The sequence below is a fragment of the Stenotrophomonas sp. YJH_SMC_133 genome (genome assembly GCF_059370655.1).
In genome coordinates this window covers 35,084-49,194 of the sequence record NZ_JCAFTW010000002.1, presented here as the reverse complement: position 1 = coordinate 49,194, position 14,111 = coordinate 35,084, and the positions used below count along the sequence as shown (strand labels likewise).

At 66.6% G+C, this 14,111-nt stretch carries 16 protein-coding genes and 2 tRNA genes; 6 read left to right on the top strand and 12 right to left on the bottom strand.

Going from position 1 to position 14,111, the window contains the following annotated elements; genetic code table 11:
• Positions 1-108: 108 nt before the first annotated feature.
• From ampE to AC5P78_RS02745, 5 genes are all read right to left on the bottom strand, one after another.
• Positions 109-996 carry a regulatory signaling modulator protein AmpE gene (ampE, locus tag AC5P78_RS02765; RefSeq protein WP_005414686.1) on the bottom strand — a complete coding sequence of 296 codons (888 nt, stop codon included), beginning with the start codon at positions 994-996 and terminating at the stop codon, positions 109-111.
• A 134-nt stretch (positions 997-1,130) separates the two neighbouring features.
• Positions 1,131-2,036: an NAD(+) diphosphatase gene (gene nudC / locus AC5P78_RS02760; protein WP_043034289.1), complete on the bottom strand. Its 906-nt coding sequence runs from the start codon at positions 2,034-2,036 to the stop codon at positions 1,131-1,133.
• A gap of 119 nt (positions 2,037-2,155) precedes the next feature.
• Entirely contained in the window at positions 2,156-2,548 is a 393-nt protein-coding gene (gene erpA / locus AC5P78_RS02755) for an iron-sulfur cluster insertion protein ErpA (RefSeq protein WP_005411302.1), read from the bottom strand.
• A 31-nt stretch (positions 2,549-2,579) separates the two neighbouring features.
• Positions 2,580-3,044, bottom strand: coding sequence for a bactofilin family protein (locus AC5P78_RS02750; protein WP_024958552.1), 465 nt, complete (start codon positions 3,042-3,044; stop codon positions 2,580-2,582).
• Positions 3,045-3,048: 4 nt separating this feature from the next.
• Positions 3,049-3,792, bottom strand: coding sequence for a DUF6776 family protein (locus AC5P78_RS02745; protein ID WP_005411304.1), 744 nt, complete (start codon positions 3,790-3,792; stop codon positions 3,049-3,051).
• A 179-nt stretch (positions 3,793-3,971) separates the two neighbouring features.
• Here AC5P78_RS02745 and AC5P78_RS02740 point away from each other — a divergent pair, with 179 nt between their 5' ends.
• Genes AC5P78_RS02740 through AC5P78_RS02730 form a run of 3 tightly spaced genes read left to right on the top strand, consistent with a single transcriptional unit; the run spans position 3,972 to position 8,756 of the window.
• Complete coding sequence (locus AC5P78_RS02740; RefSeq protein WP_005411305.1) at positions 3,972-4,589, top strand: DUF4126 domain-containing protein; 618 nt, start codon at positions 3,972-3,974, stop codon at positions 4,587-4,589.
• A gap of 44 nt (positions 4,590-4,633) precedes the next feature.
• Positions 4,634-6,520 (top strand): EAL domain-containing protein, encoded by a 1,887-nt coding sequence (locus tag AC5P78_RS02735; protein ID WP_099561825.1) that lies wholly within the window; start codon positions 4,634-4,636, stop codon positions 6,518-6,520.
• 1 nt (position 6,521) lies between these two features.
• Positions 6,522-8,756 (top strand): ATP-binding protein, encoded by a 2,235-nt coding sequence (locus tag AC5P78_RS02730; protein WP_111188976.1) that lies wholly within the window; start codon positions 6,522-6,524, stop codon positions 8,754-8,756.
• A gap of 1 nt (position 8,757) precedes the next feature.
• On the opposite strand, the gene bfr is transcribed toward AC5P78_RS02730, so the two are convergent.
• The 3 genes from bfr to AC5P78_RS02715 all read right to left on the bottom strand — a co-directional run bounded on the left by bfr (position 8,758) and on the right by AC5P78_RS02715 (position 10,309).
• The gene (gene bfr, locus AC5P78_RS02725) at positions 8,758-9,228 is read right to left on the bottom strand and encodes a bacterioferritin (RefSeq protein WP_005414691.1); all 471 of its coding nucleotides are present in this window, start codon (positions 9,226-9,228) and stop codon (positions 8,758-8,760) included.
• A 142-nt stretch (positions 9,229-9,370) separates the two neighbouring features.
• Complete coding sequence (locus AC5P78_RS02720; RefSeq protein ID WP_005411309.1) at positions 9,371-9,580, bottom strand: (2Fe-2S)-binding protein; 210 nt, start codon at positions 9,578-9,580, stop codon at positions 9,371-9,373.
• Between the two features lie 108 nt (positions 9,581-9,688).
• A complete protein-coding gene (locus tag AC5P78_RS02715; protein ID WP_005411310.1) occupies positions 9,689-10,309 on the bottom strand; it encodes an RNA pyrophosphohydrolase in 621 nt (206 codons plus the stop codon).
• A gap of 121 nt (positions 10,310-10,430) precedes the next feature.
• Between AC5P78_RS02715 and AC5P78_RS02710 the strand changes: the two genes are divergently transcribed.
• Together AC5P78_RS02710 and AC5P78_RS02705 are read left to right on the top strand one after the other, a co-directional pair.
• A tRNA-Met gene (locus AC5P78_RS02710) sits at positions 10,431-10,507 on the top strand.
• A gap of 55 nt (positions 10,508-10,562) precedes the next feature.
• Positions 10,563-10,637 (top strand) — tRNA-Gln (locus AC5P78_RS02705).
• A 323-nt stretch (positions 10,638-10,960) separates the two neighbouring features.
• On the opposite strand, the gene rpsI is transcribed toward AC5P78_RS02705, so the two are convergent.
• A complete protein-coding gene (rpsI, locus tag AC5P78_RS02700; protein ID WP_005411311.1) occupies positions 10,961-11,353 on the bottom strand; it encodes a 30S ribosomal protein S9 in 393 nt (130 codons plus the stop codon).
• A 2-nt stretch (positions 11,354-11,355) separates the two neighbouring features.
• Entirely contained in the window at positions 11,356-11,784 is a 429-nt protein-coding gene (gene rplM / locus AC5P78_RS02695; RefSeq protein ID WP_005414692.1) for a 50S ribosomal protein L13, read from the bottom strand.
• A 198-nt stretch (positions 11,785-11,982) separates the two neighbouring features.
• Between rplM and coq7 the strand changes: the two genes are divergently transcribed.
• The gene (coq7, locus tag AC5P78_RS02690; RefSeq protein WP_005411313.1) at positions 11,983-12,627 is read left to right on the top strand and encodes a 2-polyprenyl-3-methyl-6-methoxy-1,4-benzoquinone monooxygenase; all 645 of its coding nucleotides are present in this window, start codon (positions 11,983-11,985) and stop codon (positions 12,625-12,627) included.
• Positions 12,628-12,710: 83 nt separating this feature from the next.
• On the opposite strand, the gene AC5P78_RS02685 is transcribed toward coq7, so the two are convergent.
• Both AC5P78_RS02685 and speD read right to left on the bottom strand, forming a co-directional pair.
• The gene (locus AC5P78_RS02685; protein ID WP_005411314.1) at positions 12,711-13,031 is read right to left on the bottom strand and encodes a DMT family transporter; all 321 of its coding nucleotides are present in this window, start codon (positions 13,029-13,031) and stop codon (positions 12,711-12,713) included.
• A 169-nt stretch (positions 13,032-13,200) separates the two neighbouring features.
• Entirely contained in the window at positions 13,201-13,995 is a 795-nt protein-coding gene (speD, locus tag AC5P78_RS02680) for an adenosylmethionine decarboxylase (protein ID WP_005411315.1), read from the bottom strand.
• Between the last annotated feature and the right edge of the window lie 116 nt (positions 13,996-14,111).

Genomic DNA, 14,111 nt, shown 5'->3' with positions numbered 1-14,111 from the left:
TGGATTCACGGCGTCCCCCGCCATCCGACCCACCCCGCCAACCCGCAGCAATCCAGCTGTTGCTCTGTTGCCTCTGCAGGTGCAGGGCTGCAAGCCCTGCAACAGCAACTACGTCACCCAGCCTGCAATCACCAGCAGGGCGAGGATCGCCAGCCACAGCAGCAGCATCCGCCACACCAGGCTCATCGCATCACGCAGGTCCGGCAACCGCTGCCACACCGGCAACAGCCCCGCCTCGGTGTAGTCGTGCGCATCCTCGCGCAGTTCGGCGTTGACGCTGGCCCGCGCCACCGCACCCAGGAACCCGGTGTTGCCGGTCAGGCGCTCGCCATGGGCCTGGCGCCACGCCTTCCACGCCGTATCGAAGTTGCCCACCAGCGCCATCGAGAACGCCATCAGCTGTGCCACCGGCCACTCGATCCAGCCCAGCAGCCGCTGCGCCAGCGCCAGCGGCTCGACCGGCACGCGGGCACGCATCGGGCTTTCCGCCATCAGCGCCAGCAACCGGTAACCGAGCGCGCCAGCCGGGCCCAGCAACAGGAACCAGAACAGCACCGCGAACCAGCGCCGCAGTGCGTTGAGCACCGTCGCCTCGACCAGTGACGGAATGTCCTCGCGCAGGCTGCCGCCGGCCGACTGCAGGTTGCGCACTGCAGCCTGCCGCGTCGCCGCATCATCGGCATCGATGATGGCCTCGATATCGCGGTCCAGGTCACGCGGGCCCCAGCACCAGGCCAGCACCGCCACGCCCAGCAGCAGCGACGGCAGGCCGAACAGCACCCCGCGCAACAGCCACGCCAGCAGCGCCATCAGCAACAGCGGCGGCAGCAGGGCCAAGGCAACGCCGGCCGGTCCCTGCCAGGCCTTGCCACCACGCGCATCCAGCCAGCCCAGCCAACGCCGGAAACCGTCGAAACGGCGCAGCGAGGCAGCAGCGGCCGGAGCAACATGGCCCAGGGCCAGTGCCACCAGCACGGCGGCCAGAGTGGTGAACATGGCAGGTCTCCCTACGAAACAGAACGCTCGGCGCCGCTACCTTACCTGTCGCAGCGGCGCCCTCAGCGGTGAACCGGACTGTAACCCGTGCCGTGTTCAGGTGGCGGCAATGCAATCACCCCAGCCGGCCCGCCTCAGCCCTTCTGCTGCCGGTACCAGTGCTCGATCAGGCCGCGCGAAATCGAGATCGGCGGCGACAGGCGGATGCCCTGGCCATCGTCCTCCACATCGCGCGCCAGTGCCGCGCCGACCTCGTCGGCACTGAACCAGCGCGCGTCTTCGAGCTCGCCGTCCACGGTCGGCAGGTCATCCTGCGCCTGCGCCCGGAAGCCGACCATCAGTGCGCCCGGGAACGGCCACGGCTGCGAGCCCAGATACTGGCAAGCGGTCACCCGCACTTTGCTCTCTTCGTGGACTTCGCGTACCACGGTCTGCTCGAAGGTCTCGCCCGGTTCGACGAAGCCGGCCAGCACCGAGTAGCGACGTGGCGCCCAGTTTGACTGACGGCCGAGCAGCAGGCGGCCCTGGTTTTCAACCGCCACGATCACCGCGGGGTCGACACGCGGGTAGTGCTCGGTGGAACACTGCGCGCAACGCCCCACGAAGCCGCCGCGGGCGAACGCCACGGCACCACCGCATACCCCGCAGAAACGGGTGCGCGAGTGCCAGTAGGACATGCCACGTGCGTAGCTGAAAGCGGTCGCATCAGCCACCGACCACAGCAGCGCGGCCTGGCGCAGGTCGAGGCGACGTGGTGCGGTGACGGTGACGCTGGCGGCTTCAACCGAGAACCACGCTTGTTCCCCGCGCAGGCCGAGGAAGATCGCGGAGCCGGGACCGCCGCCGATGTCGGCGCCGGTCAGCGCCAGCGGCTGGTCGTCATCGCCGGTGAAGGCGCTGCCGCCCTGATCGAGCACCAGAATGTGCGCGCCCGGCCACAGGCGCGCCAGTGCATCGGCATCTTCGCGCAGGGCATCGGCGCGCTCCAGCGGTTCGCCCACGAAGGCGAAACCGGAAAGCGGCGAAGGAGTATTGGGCATCCTGCAAGCGTGCCGCCAATCGATGCGGGTGGCAAGCCGCGGGCTTTGCCGAAGCCGTCTGTGGGTGTGGAGCTTGCTCCACACACCTTGTCGCGCGGGACGCAGGCCCCGCGCCCCGCCTACATGCTGAAACTGCTGCCGCAGCCGCAGGTGGTCTTTGCGTTCGGGTTGCGGATCACGAACTGTGCACCGGTCAGGCTCTCGGTGTAGTCCACCTCGGCGCCCATCAGGTACTGCAGGCTCAACGGGTCGACCAGCAGGGTCACCCCGCTGGTCTGTACCGCCAGATCGTCCTCGGCACGGTTCTCGTCGAACTCGAACCCGTACTGGAAACCCGAACAGCCACCACCTTCGATGTACACGCGCAGGGCCAGGTCGGGGTTGCCCTCTTCCTGGATCAGGGATTTGACCTTGGCGGCCGCCGACTCGGTGAAGTTCAGCGGGCGCTCCAGCGACTGGTAATCGGGCGCGGCGGCCGGGGTGGCGCCGGGCAGGGAGACTAGCGTGCTCATGGTGTCAGCATGGGGATGCCGACGATGGCTTTCAAGCCATCGCCTCGGCCAGCTTGCGGCGTGCGGCGGTGTCACCCTTGCCGCCATTGGCCTCATCAGCTTCCGGGGCCGGCAGGGCGGCCATCGGGGCGCTGGCATGGATCAGGCGACCGTTCAGCTGGGCGCCCGCATTCATCTCCACCACCTGGTAATGGACGTTGCCGTTGACCCGCGCGCTCGGGGTCAGTTCGACTTTCTCGCTGGCGTGCACGTCGCCGTCCAGGCGGCCACTGATGACCACCACCTGGGCACGGATCTCGCCCTCGATCACGCCATGCTCGGCGACCGTCAGGGTCGCGCCACTGGCGCCTTCGGCGGCGATCACCTTGCCATGGATGCGGCCTTCCACGTACAGGCCACCACTGAATTCCACATCACCGCGGATCACCACCTGGTTGCCGATCAGGGCATCCACCACCAGCTGGCCTTCACGGTTGGATTTGCTGCTTCCGAACATCTGCCTACTCCCCTTTGCTGGCCGGCGCACCGGCCTGTTTCCAGTCGAATACCTGGGTGGTACCCCCCGTACCACTCCCCAATGTCACCCGCACGCGTTGCGGGGTGAAGTCAGCCGGCAGCATCACGCTGCCGGTGAGCTGCTGGAAGTACCGGAACGAGTAATCCTGTCCCGGTACCTTGCTGCGCTGGTGCAGATCATCCCAGCTGATCGTGGCCAGCTTGCCGTTCTTGACGCCTTCCACGGTGAAGCGCATCTGCCCCTGGCTGATGGCGCCGCGGTTGAGGTTCTGGGTCAGCACCGCGGTGTACTGCCAGGTGCCGGCCGCTTCCGGGCTGAACTCGATCGAATGGGTGTTCAGGCCCTTGCGCTGGCTGGTCGAACCCACCAGGCGCTCATAGAAGGCAACGTCGGCACGCAGGCCGGCGATTTCCTCATCGCGCTCGGCCAGCGAGGACTGCACCTCGGTGTTGGCGGCGCGGCTAATGCGGTCGGAGGCTTCCAGCGTGGCCTGCTTCTGGCGCAGTTCGGTCAGCTGCGCCTGCAGCGTCTCGGCACGCTTCTCGGCGGCCTGCAGGCGCTGGCCCTGCGCATCGCGCGGGGTGGCCATCCAGCAGCCGCCGAGCACCGCCAGCACCAGGCTGAGCAGCCAGATGCCGCCGATCACCAGCAGGCGGCGGCGGTCGGCCGGCGGTTGCGGCGCGCCGGGCAGGCGGACCTGCACGCGCATGGGAGGACGGTTGGTCATGGGTGGATTCCGGGGCATCGCGAGGGCGACACCGGTACGGCCCCTGTGGCAAACGACGGGCTAGTGTATGACAGGACGGGTGGGTTTCCTGCGCAGTGGCGAGCCACGGTCTGTGGCGTTCAGGCATGCCATCGTCGATAGTGTGGTCCCCTGCACAGTTCCGTCGCCGGAGCATCGCCATGACCGAAGCCCACCTGTTCGTGATCGGCATCCTGCTGGCCTGGCTGGCCGGCATCCGCGTCTACCTCACCGTATTCGGTGTCGGCCTGGCCGGCCTGCTCGGCTGGGTCGACCTGCCACCGGCCCTGCAGGCCACTGAATCGTGGTGGGTGCTGGGCACCTCGGCGGCGCTGGCGGTGACCGAATTCTTCGCCGACAAGATTCCCGGCGTCGACTCGGCGTGGGATCTGGTGCAGACCCTGGCACGTGTACCCGCAGGTGCCTTCCTTGCCGCAGCCACGCTGTCGCCGGATGGGCAGCTGGGCACCGGCGCACTTGCTGCCGGTGCAGGTGTCGCGCTGGCCAGCCACGGCCTGAAGGCAGGCACCCGCGCCCTGCTCAATACCTCGCCCGAGCCTGCCAGCAACTGGGTGGCCTCCGCCGCCGAGGACACCGTGGTGGTCGGTGGTCTGGCCCTGGCCCTGGCACACCCATGGATCGCGCTGATCGTGGTGCTGGCCTGCAGCCTGGCGGGCGCGCTGCTGGTGTGGCTGGTCTGGCGCACCCTGTGGAAGGGCGTGCGCTGGCTGGCACGCAGTGCATCGCCCGACAGTCCACGCCAGCCCGGCACCGGTTGATCGCCGGGCTTGTCGCATAATGGACGCGAACACCAGGAGCACCGATGGCCGCAAACGAATCCCCCGCGGGCGCCCGCCCGGGACGCGCTGAAACCCCTCCGGCCGATCATTGGCAACGCTGGACCGCTGAACCGGCGAGCGCCGTCGCCGCAGCGCCGGCAGCGGTTCCGCCGCTGGCCGCCTCCGACGCACCCGCATCGATCGGCAGCGCACCGCCGCCGCTGCCCGGCCCATCCCTGCTGGCCGAGGCCGGCGGCAATGACCCGGCACCGCTGCATTCCGATTCGCCCTACCGCGTGCTGATCGTCGAGGATGATCGCGCCCAGGCACTGTTCGCACAGAGCGTGCTGCATGGCGCCGGCATGCAGGCGATCGTGCACAGCGATGCCGACGGTGCGCTGCAGGCGATCAAGGAACATCGCCCCGACCTGATCCTGATGGACCTGCACCTGCCCGGTCTGGACGGCATGCGGCTGACCGCGCTGATCCGCCAGCAGCCCGGCCTGCAGCTGCTGCCCATCGTGTTCCTCAGCGGCGACCCGGACCCGGAACGCCAGTTCGAGGTGCTCGACAGTGGCGCCGACGACTACCTGAGCAAGCCGATCCGCCCGCGCCACCTGATCGCCGCCGTGGCCAACCGCATCCGCCGTGCGCGGGCGCAGGCCGCAACCCTGCCCGGCGTATCCGGCACCCCGGCCACCAGCAATCCGGAAACCGGGCTGCCGACGCGGCATCACGTGCTGCAGCAGCTCAACGCCGCGCTCGCCCACCGCGACCAGGGCGGCGTGCTGTTCGTCGAGATATCCAGCGCATTGGGCCTGCGCGAGCGCTATGGCTATGCCGCCTTCGAGCGCCTGATGGTGCAGGCCGGGCAACGCCTGGCAGAAGCCGGCCACCCGCACCTGCTGGCGCGCCTGAACGACAACAGCTTCCTGCTGCTTGCGCGCAATGTCAGCGAGGACAGCCTGGAAAGCATTGCCGCTGCGCTGCGCGAGCAGTTGTCGGCGCGGGCCTTCGTGATCCGCGATGACGAATCGGTGCATCTGCGGGGCGTGGTCGGCTATGCACCGCTGTCGCCGGGCTTCGACGATGCCAACAGCGCGCTGGAGGCAGTCGAGCGCACCACCCTGCAGGCACGGTTGCTCAGCGCCGGCGTGGCCGGCCACGTGCACCGCGACGTGACCAGCGAGCAGGAACACCTGGCACTGCTGGAAGGCCAGCTTGAGCTGGCCTACCAGCCGATCGTCGCCGTCGCCGGCGGCAACACCGCGCAGTACCAGCTGCTGCTGCGCCTTCGCCAGGCCGACGGTACGCTGCTGGCGGCAGGCCAGGTGATTCCGGCCGCAGAGGCTGCCGGGCGCATCGCCGATCTCGACCAGCAGGTGATGGACCATGCACTGGGCCTTCTCGACCTTTACCGGCACGCGACGCAACCATTGAACCTGTTCGTTTCGCAGTCGCTGCGCACCCTGCAACGCGATGCGTTCGCGGATTGGCTGCTGGAATCGCTGCAGCAGCGCGACCTGCCCGGCAGCGCGCTGGTGATCGACGTCCGCCTGCCCGACGCGCTGATCCATACCGTGCCGCTACAGCAGTTCTGCCAGCGCATGGCCGGCGTCGGCGTGCGCTTCTGCCTGAGCCAGTTCGAACCCGGGGGCGAAGCCGATGCGCTGCTGACCCAGCTGCCGTTGTCGTTCGTGCGCATGGCCGCGCGCTTCTCCAGCAGTCATTCCAATCCGGCCACGCGCGAAGAGCTGCGCCGGGCAATCGAGCGGGCGCACGCCGCCGGGCAGCAGATCATCGGCCAGCAGATCGAAGATCCGCAGGCCGCCGCCGCGATGTGGGTGGGCGGTGTCGACTACATCCAGGGCAACATGGTGCAGTCGGCCGGCAGCGATCTGAACTTCGACTTCCACAACGCGGTGCTCTGACGTGCCGATGTGGGTCGCGCTGCTGGTTGCCCTTGCTGCGGCCTCCATCAGCGCGCTGCTGTTGGGCCTGCGGCTGCGCGCGCGCAACCGGGCACTGGCCCAGCTGCAGCGCGAGCGCAGCCTGCTGGCCGCCGAACGTGACCAGCTGCGCCGCACCACCGAACGACAGGGGCAGCTGGAACAGCAGCTGCTGCAGGCCAAGCAGGCCGCCGAGGCGGCGGTGCTGGCCAAGGGTGAGTTCCTGGCCACGATGAGCCACGAGATCCGTACGCCGCTCAACGGCATCCTGCCGATGCTGGAGCTGATCGCACGCGGCCCGCTGGGCGAGGACCAGCGGCAGATGCTGGCCACCGCCTCGGCCAGCTCGCAGCAGCTGCTGCGCATCGTCGACGACATCCTCGACTACTCGCGGCTGGAAGCACAGGCGCTGGAACTGGAGATCACCAGCTTCAACCTGCGCGACCTGCTCGATGGCGTGGTGCAGCTGATGCAGCGCGCCGCCGACGCCAAGGGCCTGTCGCTGGGGCTGCAGCTGGACCCGTCGGTGCGCCTGCCGGTGCGTGGCGACCCGGTACGCCTGCGCCAGGTGTTGAGCAACCTGCTGGCCAACGCGATCAAGTTCACCGCGCGCGGCCAGGTACAGCTGCGCGTGCAGCGCCTGGGCGAAGGTCCCGCACAGCACCAGCTGCGCTTCGAGATCATCGACACCGGCATCGGCATCGACGACGCACTGCAGGCGCGCCTGTTCCAGTCCTTCAGCCAGGCCGATGCCTCAACGACCCGCATCTACGGTGGCACCGGCCTGGGCCTGGCGATCTGCAAGCGCATCATCGACCTGATGCACGGGCGCATCGGCGTGCTGTCCACGCCCGGCCAGGGCGCCACGTTCTGGTTCGAGATCCCGTTGTTGAAGGTGCCCGGCGACCTGCCGGCCATGGCGCGCACGCCAGACGCGCTGCTGCTGTTCAGTAGCGATGCCATCCTGCAGGCACGCATCGAGCGCATCGCGGCCCATCATGGACTGCTGGTGCACGCCCTGGCGCAGTTCGATGCCGTGGTCGAGCGCCTGCGCGCGGTGCCGAGGCCGGGGCAACCGGCACCGGCGTGGCTGCTGGTCGATGCACGTGCGCGCCGCATCGGTGAAGCGACGCTGCAACAGGCGTTGGCCGAACGTGGCGAAGACGACGGGCTGCAGGTGCTGTGGCTGCAGGACGATGCCCTTCCGCCACGCCCACGCCAGCGGCAGCTACCCTCGCATTTCGACGACGCTGGGCTGCATGCACTGCTGGCTGCACCGGTTGCGCATGCGCGCCCTGCCGCGCTGCTGGCCAACGCCGGACAGGGCCAGCCCACGCCCACGCTGCCGCCGCTGCACCTGCGCGTGCTGCTGGTGGAGGACAACACGGTCAACCGCATGGTGGCCGAGCAGCTGCTGCGCGTGTTCCAGTGCGAAGTGCGCAACGCCGCCGATGGCGAGCAGGCGTTGCTTGCCCTGCGCGAAGGCGACGTGGATGTGGTGCTGATGGATTGCCAGATGCCGGTGCTGGACGGCTATGCCGCCACCCGCCGCTGGCGCGCCGAGGAAGTGGAAAACGGGCGCCCGCGCCTGCCGATCATCGCGATGACCGCCAATGCCATGGCCGGTGACCGCGAGCGCTGCCTGCAGGCCGGCATGGACGACTATCTGTCCAAGCCGATTGCACGCGCCACCCTGCATGCGCTGCTGCAGCGCTGGGGCGGCGGCAAAACCGCATCACCTGCACGGCCTTCGATAGAGCCGAGCCATGCCCGGCTGACGGCCGATAGCCGACGCGCTCCATCAGCCGAGCATGGCTCGGCTCTACAGGACGATGACAGCCGAGTCGGCTCCAAGCCGCAGCCGGTGCTGGACCGCGACGTGCTGGACGAACTGCATGCAGTGATCGGGGAGAGCGCCATCCAGATCGTCTCGGTGTTCCTGGAGGATGCGCCGGCAATGGTGCAGCAGCTGCAGCAGGCCGCGCAGAACGGCGAGGAGCCTCGCCTGCAGGCCGTCGCGCACAGCCTCAAGTCATCCAGCGCGAACGTGGGCGCACTGTCGCTGTCGTCAGTCGCGCAGCGCATCGAGCACGAAGCCCGCAGCGGCAGCCTGCAGCGCCCCGCAGTAGCGGTGGCGCTGCTGGTTGCGGAATTCGCCCGAGCGCGCGTTGCACTGACGGGCTACCTGGCACAGCATCGCGCCGGCCAGGCCGGCTGACTCACTCTTCCAGCTTGCTCAGCAGGTACTTCGGTTCACCGATGCGCTCGATCAGGTCGAGCTGGGTTTCCAGCCAGTCGATGTGCTCTTCTTCCGAATCAAGGATCTTCACGAACAGCTGGCGGCTGACGTAGTCGCCGACCGAATCGGCATACGCCACGGCCTCGCGCAGGGTGACCACGCCATCGCGTTCCAGCGACAGGTCGCACTGCAGGATCTCGGTCGGGTTCTCACCAATGCGCAGCTTGCCCAGCGCCTGGAAGTTCGGCAGGCCTTCGAGGAACAGGATGCGGTCGGCGAGCATGTCGGCATGCTTCATCTCGTCGATCGATTCCTTGTACTCGTGTTCGGCCAGTTCCTTGATGCCCCAGTTCTTCAGCATCTTGGCATGCAGGAAGTACTGGTTGATCGCGGTCAGCTCGTTGTAGAGGACCTTGTTGAGGAATTCGATGACCTTGGTGTCGCCCTTCATGGGGATGCTCCTGCACGCTGAAAACGCAGGCACTTTAACGCCTTGCCTGCAGCCGTGAAGGAACGCGAATCGTGCGCATTGGCCTGTGCGGCCGCACGTGAAGAATGCGAAAGCGCGCCGTCAACGCGCCGCCAAGAGACGATCAGGCGACCTGGGCCAGACCCAATACCGGCAGCGGCAGATCGTGGGTGGCACGCGCCTTGGCCAGCAGATCGCCGGCCATGTCCAGGCAGGAACCGCAGGTAGCGCCACAGCCGGTACGCATGGTCAGTTCGGCCACCGTACTGACGCCATGGCTGGCGGCTTCGCGGATCTGGTGGTCGGTGACTCCGTTGCAGATGCAGACGTACACAGGCGTGAACCGGGCTGGCAGGCCAGAAGCGGCCTGTTGGCTATTCCAATGGAAACGAGAATGGTTGTCAATCAGAGACCTGAACCATTCTCGATACCGTTCAGCCCGTCAGCTGGCCGGGCCATCGCCCGTGGCCTTCTTCGGCCAGTAGCCGCGGGTCCGAGGGCGCTTGCGTGGGCGGTCGTGCCCGGCGGTATGGCCAGGCATCCAGGCTTCGGCGGCGCTCTTGGGCATGGCGGTAACCCCCTGCCCGGCCACCCCGCGGGCCAGCGGCGCCAGATGTCGCAACGCACGCGCATAGACGCCACGCTTGAACATCACCACATGCTCCACCGGGTACCAGAAGTCCACCCAGCGCCAGTGGTCGAACTCGGGCGAGTCGGTGTGGTCCAGCTTCACGTGGGATTCGTCGCCGGTCAGGCGCAGCAGGAACCAGACCTGCTTCTGGCCGATGCAGACCTGCCGCTCATTGCGGCGGATGGCCCGCGCCGGCAGCTTGTAGCGCAGCCAGCCGGGCGTCGCCCCGAGCACTTCCACATGCTCGGGCAGCAGGCCGGTCTCTTCCTGCAGTTCACGATACATGGCCTCGACAGGCGTCTCGTCGGTGTTCATGCCACCCTGCGGGAACTGCCAGCCGTCCCGGCGCACGCGTCGTGCCCAGAACACCTGGCCGTCCTGCCGCATCAGCACGATGCCGACGTTCGGTCGATAGCCGTCCGGATCGATCACGATGCGGACTCCTAAGAAAATCTACTGGCCGGGACTATCCCATGCCCTCTGTCGGCCCACAAGCACGACACAAAAGTGTTGACAGGGGCGGTACACATCCGCAGAATAGCGGGCTCACCAAGGCTATGTAGCTCAGCCGGTTAGAGCACAGCACTCATAATGCTGGGGTCGGTGGTTCGAGTCCACCCATAGCCACCACACTGAAAATCAAGTTGTTTTTCAGCGTGAAAAGTGAGAAAATAGTTGCACGTTTTGCCCCGTCGCCAAGCGGTAAGGCACCTGACTCTGACTCAGGCATTCGGTGGTTCGAATCCATCCGGGGCAGCCAGATTAAAAACAAAAGGCCAGATCGAAAGATCTGGCCTTTTGTTTTTAATCTGGTCGCGCATTCCACCTTGTCCCCGCGCCTGTCGGCACACCCCCTTGAACAACAAGGGGACTCTTCCCCAGAGAGAACCCCGGGGGTCGGATCCTTTTCCGCAGGGAAAGGCCCTGACCCCACCCTCCCGGCACGCGAAACCACGGGTAGTGCCGGCCGCTGGCCGGCAACCAGGAAATCCATGACCCCGGAACGACAAAAGCCCGGCCGAAGCCGGGCTTTTGCTTTTCCATCCAGCGGGCTCCCGAAGGAGCCCAACCAGGCGCGGTAAATCAGCGCTTGGAGAACTGGGTGGCGCGACGGGCCTTGTGCAGACCGACCTTCTTACGCTCGACTTCACGGGCGTCACGGGTCATGAAGCCAGCCTTGCGCAGCTCGGACTTCAGGGTTTCGTCATACTCGACCAGAGCACGGGCGATGCCCAGACGGATCGCACCGGCCTGGCCGGTGGTGCCGCCGCCAGCGGCGGTGACCAGGATGTCGAAGCTTTCGGTGTTCTTGGTCAGCTCGAGCGGCTGGCGCACGATCATGCGCGCGGTCTCACGACCGAAGAACTCGTCCAGCGGACGGCCATTGACGGTGATGTTGCCCGAACCCTTGCGCAGGAACACGCGAGCGGTGGAGGACTTGCGGCGGCCAGTGCCGTAGTTTTGAGTGATAGCCATGATTAGATATCCAGAACCTGCGGCTGCTGTGCGGCGTGCGGATGCTCAGTGCCAGCGTAGACCTTGAGCTTGCGGTACATCTGGCGACCCAGCGGGCCCTTCGGCAGCATGCCCTTCACGGCGATCTCGATCACGCGCTCCGGGTGGCGCTCCAGCGCCTGTGCCAGGGATTCGGTCTTCAGGTTGCCGATGTAACCGGTGAAACGGTGATACATCTTGTCCTGCAGCTTCTTGCCGGTGACGGCAATCTTTTCTGCATTGATGACGACCAGGTAGTCGCCGGTATCAACGTGCGGGGTGTAGACCGGCTTGTGCTTGCCACGCAGACGGCGGGCCAGCTCGGTGGCGAGACGGCCCAGGGTCTTGCCCTCGGCGTCGACGAGGTACCAGTCGCGCTGGACGGTCTCGTTCTTGGCAGTGAAAGTGCTCATGAAGAACTCTAGGTTAGGTCGGGCTCATTGCGGCGAAAGGCTCGCCGGAACTCTGCCACGCGTTGTGAAAAGGTGAAGCGTAAGAGGCGGGATTGTACTCATCCTGCCGCGGGAGCGCAACCCGTCCCCTGGGCCGGGTTGGCAGGGGCGCGGGGCCGGGCGAGAATCGGGGGGTCTTCCGCCCCACCGCGTACTGCCATGACCGTGCTCCGCCAGACCACTCCGCTGGACCACCTGCTGACCGAGGCGCAGCGCGCCCTGGACACAGTGTTCGGCAATCCGCCGGCGGCCCGCCCCTACCCCGCCACGGACACCGGCGAGCCCGGCATGGACAGCGCCGAGCGGCGCCATGCCGCAGGCCTGATGCGGATCAACCACGTCGGCGAGGTCTGCGCGCAGGGCCTGTACTTCGGCCAGGCCGCCGTGGCGCGCGACCCGGCCACGCGGGAACACCTGCTGGAAGCGGCGCAGGAAGAAACCGACCACCTGGCCTGGTGCGCCACCCGGCTGGCCGAACTGGACAGCCGTCCGAGCCTGTTCAACCCGCTTTGGTACGCCGGCAGCTACACCATCGGCACCCTGGCCGGGCTGCGCGGCGACGGCTGGAACCTGGGCTTCGTGGTCGAGACCGAGCGCCAGGTGGAGGCCCACCTGGACGAGCACCTGGTCGACCTGCCGGCCGGCGACCTGCGCAGCCGCGCGGTCATCGCGGTGATGAAGGAAGACGAGGCCCGCCATGCGGACCACGCCGAGCAGGCCGGCGCTCGCCGCCTGCCGTTCCCGATCCCGGGCGTGATGGCACTGGCCTCCAGGGTGATGAAGACCATCGCCTACCGCATTTGAAGGGTCGCCCGCACCAACGGTGCGGGCCTACCAGGAGATGCGGGGGGGCGACGGTGGGGCCCGACCGTTGGTCGGGCCATCAATCAGTTCGGCGAGACCAGCTTCAGGCCGATCACACCAGCCACGATCAGGCCCACGCAGGCCAGGCGGGCCGGCGATGCGCTGTCGTTGAACAGGTAGATGCCCAGCACCGCCACGCCCATGGCACCGATACCGGTCCAGATCGCGTAGGCCGTGCCGACCGGGATGCTCTTCATCGCCTGGCTCATCAGGTACAGGCTTATCAGCGCGGATACCACCGTGGCAGCGGTGGGCAGGGGTTTGCTGAAGCCTTCGGAGTACTTCATTCCGAGGGCGAAACCGATCTCGAACAGGCCGGCCAGCAGCAGGTAGATCCAGGGCATGGGTGGGGGCTCCTTACCTTTTTTGAAAAAAACGAAACGGCCCGGTGTTTTCACACCGGGCCGTGGGTCGGTACATCACCGTGGAACTGTAACGCGTGCGGGGGCACTGGTTCCACGGGGCGGGTCGTCCCGCCTGGGTGGCGATGCCTGCGGGCATCGCACATGGTGCTTACTCGGACAGGTTGCGGCCGTGGAACAGCTCTTCGATCTCGCGCTTGAGCAGCGCTTCGATCTTCATGCGTTCCTTGAACGACAGGTTCTTGGCCTTTTCCTCGAACAGGTACTGGTCCAGGTCGAAGTCCTTCAGGTGCATCTTCGTGTGGAAGATGTTTTCCTGGTAGACGTTGACGTCGAACATCTCGTAACGCGACTTGATGTTCTTGGCCAGGAAGTTCTGGATCGAGTTGATCTTGTGGTCGATGAAGTGCTTCTTGCCCTTCACATCGCGGGTGAAGCCACGGACGCGGTAGTCCATGATCACGATGTCCGACTCAAGGCTCTCGATCAGGTAGTTCAGGGCCTTCAGCGGGGAGATGACGCCACAGGTGGCCACGTCGATGTCCGCGCGGAACGTCGCGATACCTTCCTGCGGATGGGTTTCCGGGTAGGTGTGGACAGTGATGTGGCTCTTGTCCATGTGCGCGACCACGGCGTCGGAGATCAGCTCCTTGCCGGCCAGCTTCTTGTCGATCACCGGCTCTTCGGAGATCAGGATGGTCACCGAGGCACCCTGCGGGTCGTAGTCCTGGCGGGCCACGTTCAGGATGTTGGCGCCGATGATCTCGGCGACATCGGTCAAGATTTGAGTCAGCCTGTCGGCGTTGTACTCTTCATCGATGTATTCAATGTAACGCTGACGCTCCTCTTCGGTGCGCGCGTAACACACGTCATAGATGTTGAAGCTCAGCGCCTTGGTGAGGTTGTTGAAACCCTGCAGCCTCAGGCGAGGCAACGGCTTGACCACGGCGGTCGATTCCTGTGTAAGAAGGGAAAGGGGGAATTATGGGGCAAACTGCCCCCGGGGGGAACGTGAAGACGCAAGAGTTCTGGCACACTGTTTGCCCTTAACAATTGCGCTGG

Excerpts from the sequence above, each read along its gene's own strand:
- AC5P78_RS02735 (WP_099561825.1), top strand. The coding sequence starts at position 4,634 with ATGGCCGCAAACGAATCCCCCGCGGGCGCCCGCCCGGGACGCGCTGAA.
- AC5P78_RS02740 (WP_005411305.1), top strand. The coding sequence starts at position 3,972 with ATGACCGAAGCCCACCTGTTCGTGATCGGCATCCTGCTGGCCTGGCTG.
- coq7 (WP_005411313.1), top strand. The coding sequence starts at position 11,983 with ATGACCGTGCTCCGCCAGACCACTCCGCTGGACCACCTGCTGACCGAG.
- rplM (WP_005414692.1), bottom strand. The coding sequence starts at position 11,784 with ATGAGCACTTTCACTGCCAAGAACGAGACCGTCCAGCGCGACTGGTAC.
- rpsI (WP_005411311.1), bottom strand. The coding sequence starts at position 11,353 with ATGGCTATCACTCAAAACTACGGCACTGGCCGCCGCAAGTCCTCCACC.
- bfr (WP_005414691.1), bottom strand. The coding sequence starts at position 9,228 with ATGAAGGGCGACACCAAGGTCATCGAATTCCTCAACAAGGTCCTCTAC.
- AC5P78_RS02685 (WP_005411314.1), bottom strand. The coding sequence starts at position 13,031 with ATGCCCTGGATCTACCTGCTGCTGGCCGGCCTGTTCGAGATCGGTTTC.
- AC5P78_RS02750 (WP_024958552.1), bottom strand. The coding sequence starts at position 3,044 with ATGTTCGGAAGCAGCAAATCCAACCGTGAAGGCCAGCTGGTGGTGGAT.
- ampE (WP_005414686.1), bottom strand. The coding sequence starts at position 996 with ATGTTCACCACTCTGGCCGCCGTGCTGGTGGCACTGGCCCTGGGCCAT.
- AC5P78_RS02745 (WP_005411304.1), bottom strand. The coding sequence starts at position 3,792 with ATGACCAACCGTCCTCCCATGCGCGTGCAGGTCCGCCTGCCCGGCGCG.
- erpA (WP_005411302.1), bottom strand. The coding sequence starts at position 2,548 with ATGAGCACGCTAGTCTCCCTGCCCGGCGCCACCCCGGCCGCCGCGCCC.
- nudC (WP_043034289.1), bottom strand. The coding sequence starts at position 2,036 with ATGCCCAATACTCCTTCGCCGCTTTCCGGTTTCGCCTTCGTGGGCGAA.